The organism is Pseudoalteromonas rubra (assembly GCF_005886805.2).
Taxonomy (GTDB): Bacteria; Pseudomonadota; Gammaproteobacteria; order Enterobacterales; family Alteromonadaceae; genus Pseudoalteromonas; species Pseudoalteromonas rubra_D.
Map to the genome: position 1 here is coordinate 248994 of NZ_CP045430.1, position 16045 is coordinate 265038.

General features: G+C 49.8%; 4 protein-coding genes. 2 read left to right on the plus strand and 2 right to left on the minus strand.

What is annotated here, in order from left to right:
* Entirely contained in the window at positions 1–10026 is a 10026-nt protein-coding gene (locus tag CWC22_RS20440) for a non-ribosomal peptide synthetase/type I polyketide synthase (protein ID WP_138537986.1), read from the minus strand.
* A gap of 964 nt (positions 10027–10990) precedes the next feature.
* Here CWC22_RS20440 and adhP point away from each other — a divergent pair.
* Positions 10991–12007 carry an alcohol dehydrogenase AdhP gene (gene adhP / locus CWC22_RS20445; RefSeq protein ID WP_125557300.1) on the plus strand — a complete coding sequence of 339 codons (1017 nt, stop codon included), beginning with the start codon at positions 10991–10993 and terminating at the stop codon, positions 12005–12007.
* Between the two features lie 70 nt (positions 12008–12077).
* On the opposite strand, the gene CWC22_RS20450 is transcribed toward adhP, so the two are convergent.
* Positions 12078–14246: a fasciclin domain-containing protein gene (locus tag CWC22_RS20450; RefSeq protein WP_138537987.1), complete on the minus strand. Its 2169-nt coding sequence runs from the start codon at positions 14244–14246 to the stop codon at positions 12078–12080.
* 614 nt (positions 14247–14860) lie between these two features.
* Here CWC22_RS20450 and CWC22_RS20455 point away from each other — a divergent pair.
* A complete protein-coding gene (locus tag CWC22_RS20455; protein ID WP_138537988.1) occupies positions 14861–16012 on the plus strand; it encodes an AAA family ATPase in 1152 nt (383 codons plus the stop codon).
* Positions 16013–16045: the final 33 nt, after the last annotated feature.

Sequence of the window (16045 nt, forward strand, 5' to 3'; positions counted from 1 at the left end):
TTACAAGTCCATCTCCGTCATGGATTGATCATCTAATGCCACACTGATATCGCGACCACTGACAATATTACTGAGGCGTTCAACGCCTTGTGAGTCTGTCACTGGCCCTGCACTCACCAGCTCATCCACACGCACTGCCAATTGCATGACACTGGGGTTATCAAAGATGTCTCCCACTGTCGCTCTGATAGCAAAGTGCTGGTTTAACCGGGAAATCAGCTGCATGGCCAGCACCGAATTGCCACCACATTCAAAGAAGTTGTGTCGGGTACCTAGCTGCTCGGTGTTTAACAACTCAAGATAGAAGGCCAGGATTTGAGTTTCTACCGGGTTGTTCGGCGCGCATAAGGTGGTTTGTGTCGCATAGTTGGTGTCGGGTACAGTCAGCGCGTTACGATCCAACTTGCCATTGGCCGTGGTTGGCCACTGCGAGAGCCAGCACAAATACTCCGGCAACATATAAGCAGGTAAGTGATTAGCCAACGCGCTGCGTAGCGCACTGATATTCCAGTGCTGTGCCAGCTCGCCCTGTTCAATGGCATAGGCGCACAACGCCCTCTGATCTTGCGCTGTGGTTTTAATAAATACGCGCACATCCACATCACTCAGCACCTTACGCAACTGAGCCTCTATCTCGCCTAATTCAATCCGGTGACCGTGTAATTTGACTTGATGATCGAGGCGACCGTCGAGTTCAAATCGACCATCAGCCAGTCTGCGGGCTCTATCGCCGGTCCGATAAAGTCGTTCACTGTGTTCACCATCAAACTCATAGGTCACAAAACGGGCGTCGGTTAGTTCAGGTCGTGCCAAATAGCCATTGGCCAGGCCAGCCCCGCCTATCCATAGCTCCCCCCATACGCCATCAGGCTGCATGTCAGCACTCGATGTCGCATCTTCACTCAACACAATCAGGCGAGTATTGGCGACAGGCTTGCCGATGGTGATATCGTCAGGGTCAAAGATCTGAGTGGTTGCAGACCAAATGGTGGTTTCGGTGGGTCCGTACATATTCCACAGCGCCTTTGCCTGCGAAAGCAGTTGCGCAGCAAGTATCTCAGTCAGGGGCTCTCCGCCGCTCCAAACGGTTAATCCGGTAACACATTCAGGACGGGCCGAGAGCAGTAATTGCCATAAAGTTGGCGTAGCCTGCATGACAGTCACCGGATGTTGACCAATGAGCTCAAGCAGCGCATTTGGGTCACTACAGGCCAGGTCGCTGGCCAGCAGTACCGTTGCGCCAACCATCAGGGGTCCGAACAACTCCAACAATGCGATATCGAAGGCAATGGTGGTCACACTCAACAGGCAATCTGTGCGGCACAGACCGGGTTCTTTCACCATAGTGTGTAACAGATTTGCCAGCGCCCCATGACTGATCTCCACTCCTTTGGGCTTACCAGTGGAGCCTGATGTGTAAATCACATAAGCACGTTGCTCGGGAGAAATTGCCTGGACTTCAAATGTGCTCGGATATGAAGCAATCTCAGTTTGCCGGGCATCCAGGTCGACAACATCAATATGAGTATTAGCAATGGCGACCGCCGCTTCACTCAGCTCATCACACAACAAGAAAGCAGCCTGGCTGTCGTTTAGCATGTCCTGCAATCTGGCCTGCGGAAAGCTCAAATCAAGTGGTAAAAACGCGGCACCGGTTTTCAACACGGCCAGTAAAGCAACCAATAGCTCAGTCCGTCGTGGCAATGCAATCGCTACCAGAGAGTCACGGCCCACGCCCTGCGCCATCAGGTAATTTGCAAGCTGATTGGCGCGCGCTTGCAATTGCTCATAGTTGAGCGACTGTCCTGAGCAAATCAATGCAGTCTCTTGCGCCGAGTGCGCCACTTGCTCTGTTAATGCATCCAGCAACAACGGCAAGGCTGGGCTGTCAGAAACCGGCGCCAGCAACTGTGCCCGAGTCTCGCTGTCCAGCAAACTTGCATGGCTGCACGTCTGCTCAGGTTCAAGACTCGCAAACAGAGTGATCAGCGACTGCGCATAACTGTTCATCATAGCGCTGTCGTAGCGTGCGCTCAGATACTCCAACTCCAGCGTCCACTGACCATCCACACACAACAGGTTGCAGCTTAATTCATACTGGCCAAAGCGGGTATCCGTTGTGCAAGTCGACACCTTCAGTCCAGAAAATTCAGGCAAGTGTTGCACTTTATCCAGGTTAAAGAGTGTCTGTGGCAGACATACTGGTTCATGCGTTAGTTCGCTGTATGGCAGGTGCTGATGCTCAAAGGCCTCAAGCAGGCTGGATTGCACCTGCTTGATTAACTCACCCACAGTCAGCGGGCCAGTGAATTCAGCGACGATGGGTAAGATATTTGTGCAATAACCAGGTAAATGCTCATCCAGATCATCCGGGTCGTAGCTATCGCTGAGTAAGCCCCGATCAGAGACCGGAATGCCAACTGCGATGTGTTTTTGTCCCGTCAGCTTGTGTAACCATAAGGCATAGACAGCCAGCAAGGTGGCAAACTGACCACATCCCTGAGACTGACTCAGCACCTTAATTTGAGGTAACGCATCCAGTGTAAACACCCGCTTTTCAACGGCAAAGCTTTCCTGACTGCCTGCCCCGGAACGCATTGGCAGAGTCAGCGCTTCGCACGGGGTCAGTTTACCGAGCCAATAAGCTTTATCCTGCTGATATACTTCACTATTCAGATAATGTTTCACGCCCTCAACATAGGCACTAAAGTGCACCATAGCAGGTGGAGTTGCTTGACTATCCGCTTGGCTATAATTGTCCGCAATGCAACTCATCAACTGTTGCAGGCTGAGCCCATCGTACAACACGTGATGCGCGCTAATGCTAAGTACATACTCATGAGTACCGCATGGCAATAAATCAAAGCGGCACAGAGGCTGGACACCAAACTCAAAGGGCCGATAACGCAATTCCGTAAGCCAGGTCTGAAGTGATTGCGATTTGTCACTGCACTCATGCTCAGTTAAAGCCAGAGCCTGTCGTGTAAGCTGCACATGCGACAAAGTGAGCGGATCCACGGTGTAACTCAGCAATGGATAATCAGTAAGCAGCTGAGCTATCGCCTGAGTGAGACGGGTTTTGTCCAAAGGTCCGCTGAGACGTAATACCGCCTGTAAGTGATACGCTTGAGCGCCCTGCTCAGATTTGAGCGCCAGCGCCAGTAGTTGCTGCTGCGCCCCCGTTAACGGGAAACGCTCAGGCTGTGCATCTGTCGGGTCCGGTTCGCCAAAATAACCGGCCGCTTTTAGCGCCAGTACACTGTCTTTGACGGTCTGAATAATGGCCTTAACATCTGCTTCTGTATGTGCGGCCGACAGAAAACAATTACGCCCTTCCCAGATAAACACGCCACGATTGAGCATTTCATAAAAGAACACGTCCAGATTCTGACTAAAGCGGAAGCGGAACAAAGAGGCAAAATGCTCTATCTGCATTGGAATTTGCTGCTGCGCAAAAAACGTATTCAGTGTTTGTGCAAGATATTGAGTTTTATCGGTAATCGCTTCTTGTAGCTGCGCGCCTTGCGCTTTAATTTCACTTAGTACGGCTTTAGCGCTGGCCATCACCAATGGGTGTTTACAGAAAGTGCCGGCAAAAAAGGTGGTATCCGCTTGCGGATAAGAAGTATCACCATACTGCCAGACGCCCCCATCAATGCCATCCATATATTCGTGGCTGCCTGCAACAACCCCTACAGGCAAACCGCCACCGACGATCTTGCCATAGGTGGCCATATCCGCCTGGATCCCCAGCATCGCCTGCACACCACCTGGATGCGCTCTGAACCCAGTGATCATCTCATCAAAGATAAGCGCGATCCCCAGCTCGGCAGTCAGTGCTCTGAGTGAGTGCAAAAATGCCCAAGGCTGGTGCCCCGGATGGCGACTTTGCACCGGCTCAACCAGCACAGCTGCAATATCGCTACCCTGCGCTCGGATGGCATCCAGCGCGGACTCTGCACCGTATTCAAGCACCAGATTATCACTAATCGCGCCCGCTCTGACGCCGCTGCACATAGGTTCAACCGACTCCCCGCCCGGGGCATTTTGCGCCAGCGTGCCGTCATAGTGGCCATGATAAGCCCCTTCAAACTGCACGATTTTGTTACGCCGGGTTTTGTTGCGTGCCAGACGCACCGCAGTCATCACCGCCTCAGTGCCGGAGTTGCAAAAGGTAACGCGCTCCAGTGCGGTTAACTCACTGATAAGTTCAGCCACATCACAGGCTTGTGCACTTGCCAGCCCCAGTTGCAGACCATTCTCTATCTGCTGATTCAGCGCCTCGGTGACAAAGTCGGGCTTGTGGCCAAACAGGTTGACGCCAAAGTCCATAGTAATATCAATATATTCATTGCCATCAATATCCCAGATCCGACTGCCTTCACAGCGTTGTCCAAAGACCGGATACAGAAGTTCTTTGCTGGACATACGGAATCCTGCCGACGCGCGACAGTCCGCCAAATGTGGGCGATGCTCAGACACCATGGCTTTCGACAAAGGTGTTTTGGCACAATAACGTTCAATTAGTGAAGCCAGATGCTTTTGTACAGATTGGCTGCTGGCAGCCGTGGTTATTTGCTTTTGAGCGAACCCGGGTAAAATCTGAGCGGCTTCACTTTGCTGCGTCACAGACTGCTCAGCTAAAGTCTGTGTGGTTACAGCCTGCGGAGCAGCTGTCGCTGCAAGTGCCGTGCTGACTGGCTGTGTGCCAACCTGGCCACTCATACCTTGTAGCATGGCTAATTGACGAGCGGCGACCGCTTCAACACTGGTTGCTGCACTGGTATTGGTGACTGACGCGGCGGCCTGCAATTGTTCGCGACAAATAGTTGCAACCAGGTCATTCGGCGCGGACACTGACGTTGGCTCAGCCGGTAATGCAAGTACGGTGTTGCTGCTGCCTTGTCCTGATGGTGGTGTTGACTTTGCTTCCTGACATTGATAATCACTGTGTTCAATGATGTATGCCACCAGTAAATCAACCGTACTAAGCGTTTCATAGAACTGGCGTACACTAAACTCCAATCCAAATTCCCGCTCGTAAGTGCGCACAGCATTCATGATCATTAACGAATCCACACCCATTTCCAATAGCGGCACATGAGTCTGAATGTCACTAATCGGCATAGATAACAAGCGCGACAAAGTACTGAGCACAAAGTGACGGATCGCTTCTTCTCGAGTAGTGCTCGCATGACCTGCTTGCGACTGCGTTGTCTCAGCGTCGGGCTGCGTGTTTAATTCAATCGGTAGCTCCGCAATCCAGTAAGGACTGTGGTCGAACGGATACAAAGGCAATGGAACATTGGGCTGAGTGTCATCCGCGTATAGCTGGTTCCAGTCAAGCGTTATGCCCAACTCAAACAAACGTCCTTGCACTGATAACAAGCGTGGTAAATCAGCGCCTTTGGCATGCAATACATGTAAAAACTCACACCGTTCAGCAGGGCGATTTTCCTGCAACAGGCCACATAACACCGGTTTAGGCCCCAGCTCAAGGGCACAATAAGCGTCTGACTGAGACAGCTGAGCGATGCAGGATTCAAACTGTACCGGCGCACAGATCTGCTCAACCCAATAACCAGGATCGCACAACCGCAGTGCTTCTTGCTGACCCGTGACAGACGAAATAAAAGGGATTGTTGGCTGGTGATAGGTAACTTGCGCGGCCAACTCAGCGAATTCACTGAGCATAGGTTGCATCAGCGGAGAATGAAATGCCCGCGCTGTGTTGATAGCTTTGTGGCGTATACCTGCATCATCAAGCGCCTGGCACAAAGTGTCCATGGCACTATTGTGACCGGAAAACACCACACCCGACTCACCATGGTAAGCCGATACAGAGAGCTGACCGGCTATATCAGTCACCAACGCATCAGCCTGAGCACGCTCACAGCGCGCAGTCACCATACGACCATTATCCGCCAGTGCGTTCATTAGCCTGCCACGCTCTGCAATCAGCTTGATTGCGTCGGTAAGCGAAAACACGCCTGCTATACAGGCCGCAGCATATTCTCCGACACTGTGGCTCACCAGACGCTCCGGCTTGAGACCCCGGCTGAGCCATAGCTCCGCCTGGGCATATTCGATGGCAAACAAACACACCTGAGTCCATTGAGTCTGCGCCAGATACTGCTCGCTCGGATCGCTGTACAAAACTGTGGTCAGTCTTGGTCCCAGCTTATCGCCAAGCAAACGGTCACATTCATTGATGGCATCACGGAACACCGGCTGCGACTCATACAGAGCTTTGCCCATATCCGGATATTGTGCCCCTTGCCCGGTAAACAGGAACACCAGCCCCCGCGTTGACGCCTGCGCGTCATCTGCAGAACCTGTTAACTGAGCATGATCTTTTAGCGCCGCAACCAGCGCCTCTCGGTTTTCACCAACAAAAGCACAACGAGCTTCCTTGAAATGCGGCATGCTCGCGGTCTGACTGATCAGGGCATCGAACGCTTGTGGCGTTGCCGTGCTCAGTGTATCGGCATAACGACTAACAAGCTCAGTCAGTGATTTGGCAGATTTTGCCGACAATGGCAGCACATACCCCGAGTTTTGCGATGAGGCTTTGTTATCCTGAGTCGCATAAGCAGGTGCCTGGGCACAGATCACATGGGCATTAGTGCCACCAAATCCAAACGAACTAACTGCAGCCAGCCTGTCCTGTCCCGTCTGAGCGGGCCAGCTCTGGGCTTGTGTCGCAACCCGCACCGGCAGCTTTTGCCAGGGAATATGGGTGTTGAGCTGCGCGGTATGTAACTGCGCGGGTACTTGCCCTTTATCTAAGCACAACAGCGTTTTAATCAGCCCGGCAAGGCCCGCACCGGACTCCAGGTGACCAATGTTGGCTTTTGCAGAGCCAAGCAGTAAAGGCTGGTTGGGCGCGCGTCCTTCGCCATACACTTTAGCCAGTGCCGATACTTCGATTGGATCACCCAGTTCAGTGCCCGTGCCATGGGTTTCAATATATTGCACATCCGCAGCTGCTAAAGCCGCATTGTGCAAAGCCGACTTGATCACCCTTTGTTGCGATGCACCATTCGGTGCCGTAATCCCATTGCTGCGCCCGTCCTGATTCACCGCACTACCTTTCAGCACTCCGTAGATCGGGTCTTTGTCGGCCATTGCCTGAGCCAGGGGCTTTAATAACACACAACCCACGCCCTCACTGCGCACATAGCCATCGGCAGCGCGTGAGAATGTCTTGCAGCGACCATCCTGTGCCAGCATGTGTGCATTCTCACAGGCATCCGTGACCTCATTACTGAGGATCAGGTTCACACCACTCACCAGCGCCATGGGCATATCACCCGCACGGATCCCGGTCAGCGCATGGTGCAAAGCAACCAAAGAGGAAGAGCAAGCCGTATCCACCGACAGACTCGGGCCCGTAAAATTATAGGTGTAGGACAGACGATTGGCCGCAATACTCAGCGCGGTGCCGGTACCAAGGTACGCATTACCCTGCTGTGCCTTGTTCGACATATTGAAGTAATCATTCTGGGAAATACCCACATATACGCCGACGGGCTGACCGGCCAATTCAGCGGGCATCATGCCAGCTGACTGAATGGCATGGAAGCTGGTTTCAAGCAGCAAACGATGCTGTGGGTCGATGTATCTGGCTTCTGCCGGTGAAATACCGAATAACCCGGCATCAAACTGCTCAATATTATCCAGATACCCCCCCAGACGCGTCTGGCCGAGTTCAGGACACAGCGCCTGTCGCACTGCGTTTGGCACACTAATGGCATCGCGTTTATCCATCAGCAATTGCCAGTATCCAGTGAGATCTGCGGCTTGCGGATAACGGCATGCCATGCCAATGACTGCCACATCCATATTATCCGTCAGTATGCGCGCTTCACGCTTGTCTTGCGTGGCCGCCGAATTGGTTGCTTGCTGTGCCGGGTGTTCAGACACAGGAGGCATTTGCGCACTCAATCGTTCGCGCACTGAGTCAAACTGACTCAGATGATTAGCAAGCTGGGCAATCGATGGATACTCGTAAAGCACCGTGGCTTCGAGTTCGATATCATGTAGCTCCATCAACTCGCCCGAGATCCGTACGGCTTTCATCGAGTCGACACCCAGAGATAAAAAGGTGGCGTCAACATCCAGGCTGTTCGGCTGGCGGTCAACTTCGAGTCCCACCACTTCCTGTAAGACTGTGCGTAACGTCGCTTCAATGTCCGAATAGTGCGTGTTTTTTGCCGAGTGTGACGCTTTGTCTGACGTGCTCTGCTGGGCTCGTGAACGGGCTAACACGTCAAACGTATCTGCCAGATAATGGCGTTTGTTTTCCTGACGCTGAATTTTGCCGCTGGAGGTTTTCAGTATCCGCCCGGGCTTAATCAACACAACCTCATGCGGTGTAATGCCATGTTGTTCGGTAATCGCTGACGTAATAGCCGCAAAAACCTCTTGTTCATTCAGTTTGCGCACGGCCGTACGCTTGACCTGCTGCACGATAACCAGGCGCTCTTCGCCTTGTTCAGACAAATAGGAAAACGCCGCGCCGCCATTATTGTCCATGGCAACATGCGCCTCCACCACAGTGAGCTCAATATCCTGAGGGTAATAGTTTTTACCGCGGAAAATCATCACGTCTTTGGCACGCCCCGTGACATACAGCTCGTTTTGATGCACAAACCCCAGGTCGCCAGTGCGCAAATAAGGGCCGTCATTATCATCGGCAATATGGGCTTGAAAAATTTCCTTCGTCTGCTCAGCCTTGCGCCAGTAACCCTGAGCAACGCTGGCGCCTTTTACCCAAATCTCACCAGTATGCCCATCCGCACAACGCTGTTTAGTTTCAGGATTCACAATCGCCAGGGTATGACCATGCCAGGTACTACCGCAAGACACCGCATAATAGGGCTGATTGTCTGTTAGCGTGTTATCTGCAACATTCAAATCGTAAAACAACTCTGTGTGCGCCGCAGGTTCTGATAGTAACGAAGCTTTTCCCTGATGCATCTCTTTACTATCCAGCTGCAGCACCGACGGCGTTTTCATTAAACGTCCGCCCGTGGCAAATAAGGTGGTTTCAGCCATGCCATAACAGGGGGCCGTGGCCTCACGACGAAAACCGCAGTGCTTAAACTTCTGATAAAAACGCTCAAGGGTACTGGCCCGAACAGGCTCAGCGCCATTCAGTGCACTTTGCCAATGCGATAAGTCTAAGTTTGCTAACTCTTCTTCTTTAATTGTGTCGACACACAGATCATAGGCAAAATTAGGGGCACTGGAAGTCACGGCTTTGGTCTCGCTCAATAACTTCAGCCACCGCAGGGGCTTTTGCAAAAACGATGTCGGGTTCATCAGGGCCGCAGGGGCACCAATGTATATAGGATGCAAGATGCCAAAGATGAGCCCCATATCATGGAAATGCGGCAGCCAGCTGACGATAGGTGTTTGTGCACTGTGACCGAAGGCCAGCTTCATCATTTCTTCGTTGTCCATGATGTTCGCATGACTCACCATCACCCCTTTGGGACTGCCCGTCGAGCCTGAGGTATATTGCAAAAAGGCCAGATCTTGTGGTGCGATGCGAATATCCTGCCAGGCCATAGGCTCAACCTGCTCAACCCCGTCACTGTCGGTGGCGATGATAGACACATTACTGAGGCTGGTTTCAGCTTCAAACAGTGGCTGAGCGATTTCGTAAATCTTGCTGCTGGTCAGCGCACCGGTTGCGCCAGCGTCTTCTATGATGCTCCTCAGTCTATCGGTATTTTGATTCTTTTTTGGCGGGTATACAGGCACTGCCACTATGCCAGCGTATAGGCAGGCAAAAAAGGCTTCAACAAACTCAAACCCTGAGTTGTACAAGAGCAAAGCTCTGTCACCTCTGTCAAAATAAGTGAGCAAACGTGCTGCGATTTTTCTGGATTTTAAGTCGAGCTCAGCATAGCTCAGGGAAACTGCCGGTTGGTTATCTTCGAAGAAATACTGATATGCAATGTCATCGCCACGTGTCCGGGCCAATGTCACTAATGTAGCCACTAAGTCGTTATTCATGCCATACCCATACAAGGTTTATTGAGTAAGTTCCTTTGATCAGAACACCTGACTCAACGACCCAGAGCTGGCGACATTAGCTAGCGCCTCTGCTGGTATTAAGCACAGTTGTCCGATCCGTAAAGTTGGAAAAAACCAATTAATTACATAAACACAATGACAATATGCGACCTCTGCGGCTATTGATAACTGCAAAGTCGTATTATCCTGTCACTATGGTTTAAAGGTTAACTAACCGCTTAAAACCGCAAGCCACGCTAATCAACTACACCTTTAACACCTGAAGAACATAAGTGCATGATTAAAAATAAAATTAATCATGACACTTTGTATTCGTACAGGCTCAAATTGTTTGTTAGTGTTAATCTGACGGGACGACAACTGAACTAAAAATACCATTCCCTAACGTTGTTTTTATCTACTTGTAGCCATTTTATAAACAGCTATAACGCTTCCTGTTTGATGGTTTTCATACTGATGCTATCACAAAGCACTAAAAAATAAAGCAAAACAGAATACAAATTTAACAAATATGCAACCACACTTAACTCAAGTGTTAAGTCGGGGGAAGCGCCACCCCCTTATATCACCTGCGATAAACGCCACATAATCAGCGATGAATGACAAAGCAGGCTATATGCCAAATTTAACGCAGCTGGTTGCATTGGTAAATTACAGTTGCTTACGTACCCAAAGATAAACCAACCTTACTTCTATGACGCGACGCGTTCAGCCAAAGGAAGTTAATACAAGCTGCTATTTTGCATGAAGTTTAGTTGCTCTTTTTAAAAACGCATAGGTATCTTGAGCCGGGTGTATGACAATCGTTACAGTCTGACCAAAAGTTAGCAACGCAATGACGAACCTAAAATGAATACACAGTCACTGGCGAGTTTGCGCCGGATCAAAATATGTCAGTTTTAAATCTCTATACTCGTGGCTAACACCTTCAGGAGAGACTCTTATGAAAGCCGCGCTCGTTCATGCATTTAAACAACCTTTAGAAATTCAAACAGTACCCAAGCCGTCATTGACCCCAGGTTCAGTATTGGTTGAAATTGCTGCATGTGGTGTATGCCATACAGATCTGCATGCCTGCCACGGAGACTGGCCCGTAAAACCTAAACTCCCCCTAATCCCAGGTCATGAAGGCGTGGGCACTGTCGTAGCAAAGGCCGACGATGTGACCCATTTATCGCTTGGAGACAGAGTTGGTGTGCCCTGGCTGCACAGTGCCTGTGGCCATTGCGAACACTGCTTAAAAGGAGAAGAAAATCTCTGTCCACAGCAACAAAACAGTGGCTATTCGGTCGATGGCGGTTACGCACAATTTACTAAAGCTGACGCCAATTATGTGGTTAAAATCCCCGAAAATGTGCCCTTCGTCGAAGCTGCTCCCTTGTTCTGCGCGGGCGTAACGACCTACAAAGCACTGAAAGTTTCAGGAGCAAAACCAGGCGACTGGGTGTCGATTGTTGGTGCCGGCGGTTTAGGTCATCTGGCAATTCAATATGCCAAAGCCATGGGCCTCAATGTCGTGGCTGTAGACAGTGGTGACGATAAGCTTGCTCTGGCTCACTCTCTGGGGGCTGATATGGTCGTGGATTATACTCAGCAAGATCCTGCCACCACGATACAAGAACAACTTGGCGGCGTTCAGGCGGTAGTATGTACCGCAGTTTCTAAATCAGCTTTTACGGCTTCTTTTCATAGCGTTAAACGTGGTGGAGTCTGTGTGCTGGTTGGCCTGCCGCCGGAGGAAATGCCAATTCCCATTTTTGATACTGTGCTCAAGGGCGTCAGTGTCGTTGGCAGTATTGTCGGTACCCGTCAGGATCTGGTTGAATGCCTGCAATTTGCAGCAGAAGGTAAAGTAAAAGCCATTGTTGAGACCAAACCACTCGAAGCCATCAATGAAGTCTTTGATAACATGCTTAATAATGACATCACTGGCAGAATTGTTCTGACGCTTGATGAGTAATCACTACATAAAAAAGGCGCAACATTAAGGATGTTGCGCCAAAGCCTCATAGGAAAGGTGAGGAAGGGAATCAATCGACCGCTGTGATCACAGTATCAATCAGGTGCACCACACCATTTGCAGTGTAAATATCAACCTGGGTGATATTACTACCTTCTACCTGTAGACCAGACGTGGGTAAGCTCACCTGCCACCATTTGCCACCAACACCCTGACCTGTTGCATCACCAGGGTTAACGTCTTGTGCGAACATATACAATGGGCGGCCGAGATAGGCAGCTTGCATGCTTCCATCCAGTCTGGCGATAAGTGACAAGCCCGGAATATTTGCAACCTGTTCCTGTGTCGCAGTCACAGGTGGCCAGTTAGTCGCACACGCATCAACACATTGGCTGTTAGCAAAAGTCAGGTCATCGTCGAATACATACAGCGTTTTACCTGCCATGGCTGCACCATTGCCAGATACCAGTCTTTGGTTGGTTGCATCATAAGCTACCATGTCGTTTTCAGTGTTCGCCGTCGACACGAAATCAACCACCTTCAGGTCCAACATATTGGTAGCCAGTGTTTCAACCTGCTTACCGTTTAGGCTATAAGCCAGTGAAGACGATGCTTCCAGCGGTAATACATGCTGAGTCAGCACTTGTGTTAAACCTGCCTGGTTGGCCAATAAGGCAGTCAGATCTGCCGCCGGGATTTTCTGGAATGCGCGATTAGTCGGCGCAAAAACGGTGAACTGCTTAGTGGTGTCGGATAGCGCTTCAACCAGATTTGCCGTCTGAAGTGCCGTGACTAAAGTTGACAGGTCATCTGTTTCAACCGCGACATCCACGATGGTTTTTTCGCTAGCCATTTTATCCATAGGTGGCATGATCACTTTGTCGAGCACATGGATCACGCCATTATCTGCTTTTACATTAGCAGTGCGAATAACGGCATCATCAATGAACAGCATGCTATCGACTATGCTCAAAGCGCTTTTGTCAGCATTTGCCATAGCCACCATATTATCTGCAGATGAGGCAATACCAGCTGCCGCATCTGACATCACACTCTGCCCTGCCACAACATGATAAAGAAGAATGTCTTTTAGCTTGTCGGTGTCTGCGGCTAGCGCATCAAGCGTTTCCTGACCCAAAGCCGCGAAAGCAGCATCAGTAGGCGCAAAAACCGTAAACTTAGTAGTCGGGTCACCCAGTGTTGTATCCAAACCCGTCGCAGTAACCAAGCTTAACAAAGTATTAAATGAACCAGCGCCTGCTGCGACCTCAGGAATGAGCCCCAAAGATTCAGGTACGCTGATATTACCCACCACCACGGCGTCCAGTACATGAATGATGCCGTTTGAAGCCGGAATATCAGTTTGAGTTACAGTTACACCTGCAAATTTCAACATGTCTGTTGCTGCGTCGATCGCGACGCTCTGCTGGTTTTGCTCAAGCGTAGTGGCATTTTTACCGTTCAGTGACATAGCCGTCACTGAATCCACTTTGCCCGCCACAATGTGCTGCTTAAGAATGCTACCCAGCACGTCAGGGTTTGCCAGTAAGGTGTTAATGGTTGCTGTACCCAGTGCTGCAAAAGCGGCATCTGTTGGAGCAAAAACAGTCAAGTCATCGCTGCCGGTGAGTGCACTGGTCAAGCCCGCTGTTTCGACCGCTTTTAGCAGGGTCGTAAAGTTGCCTGCTTGTGTCGCCACCTGTGCAATATTTGCTGTTGATGTCGCATCACTCGGCGGCATTAAAACAGCATCAATAACGTGGATCACGCCATTATCGGTCATTATGTCGGTTTGTGTTACTGTCGCCGTGTTAATGAGCAGGTTGTCGCCCGACAACGACAAGGCAAGCTTTGCACCGTTAACTGTTTCAGTAGTCTGCCCGGCTAAAGTAAGCGCAGTTTCAGCTTTCACTTCTGACGCAAGGACATGATAGGTGAGTATTTTGCTCAGGGTATCAGGGTCTGCGAGCAGACCGTTGATGGCCTCTTCTCCTAATACAGCAAAGGCGGCATCAGTAGGAGCGAATACAGTAAAAGTATTTGCGGTGTTGTCTAACGTAGCCGTCAGGCCTGCAGCGTCAATAGCCGCTACCAGTGTGTTAAAGCTGCCAGCAGCCTTAGCAGCATCATAAACCGAGTTCTCTTCTGGTGGTGTGACGACAACTTCGTTATCATCGTCGGAACAAGCCGTAAGCAAGGCCAGGGTACTTATAAACATTATTTTTATCAGTGCTTTCACGTTCTTCTCCATCAAGGTGGTCAACATTCGAGCAATACGCACCCTTGTGAAACAAAGATCAAGAAAATTTAAAAAACTTTAAACATGTCGTTTTAAGTTTCGAACAAAGTTTGTGCAGTCGGTCGATAAAACACGCAAATGCCGTTCATTTAAATTGCGGCGTCTGGGTAAAAATAAACCAACATTGATAGAATGACAGGCCCGATATAGCGCCAGTTGTTGCAACTAAAGTGCACTGTAATTAAGGTGTAATAGCGTAGCAATTAACATAAAAATAAACTTAAGGACATCAGTAGTAAATATATTAATAGCAATACTGTCATTAGTAATGATGCACAAGCCAAAGGAGATAACTATGAACACTTCCAGCCACGGAAGAATTGCAGTAAACAAAACAACTCTGCGTTTGCTGAGAAAAAAAAGCACTTAGCCGGGAGAAACTCGCTCAAGAGTGCAATAACGTTTCAGTTTCCACAATAAAGCGCGCGGAAGCGGGAAAGCAAGTACTATGTCGTACCATACAGAACCTCGCCAATTACTTTCAGGTAAGTATCGATACACTTATCGGTGATAATGATGCACCTCCCTGGCTCTATCGTCATTTGGTAAAAGATATGCCTAACCCCTGCTACGGCAGAGAATGGGAGCTAAACCACCTTCATTGCATACTTAACTATGCACTCGACAACTCGGCATTTAAAATCGTCTATTTACAAGGGATGACAGGCGCCGGAAAATCCAGATTGCTGGCCACTTTCGCATCACAATTGGCCTCAGCAGGTAAACGGTGCCTTGCTTTTTCCTATACAGCTCCTAACGATAGTAGCGCACCCACTTTCTCGATTCCTTGTTTTATTAAAGCACTCATGTCTGTCACTGAATTGGCATCGAGTCGTGACATTCGTCTGAAAATAGACCTGATAGCCAACAATGTGCTTTGTGCATTACGCCTGCGTCAGCGGTTAGACAGCAATTTGAATCGGGGCGAAACGGATACACTCTCCATGCTCTCTGAGTCCCGACTTAAGTGGTTAGATAAACAAATTGCTCAAAGCCTGATTGCCTATGCCAATCACAAAGGTGTTGTTGCGATTATAATTGACGACGCACATAATTTACCGACCAACGCACTTGAGTTCATTCGCCTGTTTACGTCGTGTAACACACCACATGCAGTCACTTTCATTATTGCATCCCAGCAAAAACATGCTTTTATTTATCCGCCAAAGTGGCTGGATCATGCTCACATAATCATTCTTAGACCATTAGACCCAGATGCCATGGCTCAATTAGCAACCCACATATTACGCTGTCAGGGCAAGGAGCCCCAAAAACACAGAGAGCAAACTGCCGACGCAATAAAACGTGCGCAAGGTAACCCCTATTTTCTGAAGCAGCTGTTGTCAGACTCAGATCCGCTCAACGCACTCCCTAATGCGTTACAACAGTTTGCCCGCACCTGTTTAAACGCAATGCCTTGCGAAGTAGCCAGAACACTCAAATTTGCAGCTAGCCTGGGACAGAGCTTCAACACGCACCAGTTGCAACAGTTCAACGACAATGAGCAGATCCGTGCACCACTCTGTGTATTGCACAAAATGCTCTGTAGCGGACTAATCAAACAAAGTGATGAGCACTTTTATTTTATACACCCACTTATTCAGGAAGCACTCAAAAGCCAGACGAAGAGTACTGATTTCAGTTGGTACACCTACCCCAGGCATCATCAACCCGATAGACGTCCCAATAAAGTGACCAGTAACTGACCCAAAATCGGTTCACATAAAAAACTACATTTT

Excerpts from the sequence above, each read along its gene's own strand:
- CWC22_RS20440 (WP_138537986.1), bottom strand. The coding sequence starts at position 10,026 with ATGAATAACGACTTAGTGGCTACATTAGTGACATTGGCCCGGACACGT.
- adhP (WP_125557300.1), top strand. The coding sequence starts at position 10,991 with ATGAAAGCCGCGCTCGTTCATGCATTTAAACAACCTTTAGAAATTCAA.
- CWC22_RS20455 (WP_138537988.1), top strand. The coding sequence starts at position 14,861 with ATGCCTAACCCCTGCTACGGCAGAGAATGGGAGCTAAACCACCTTCAT.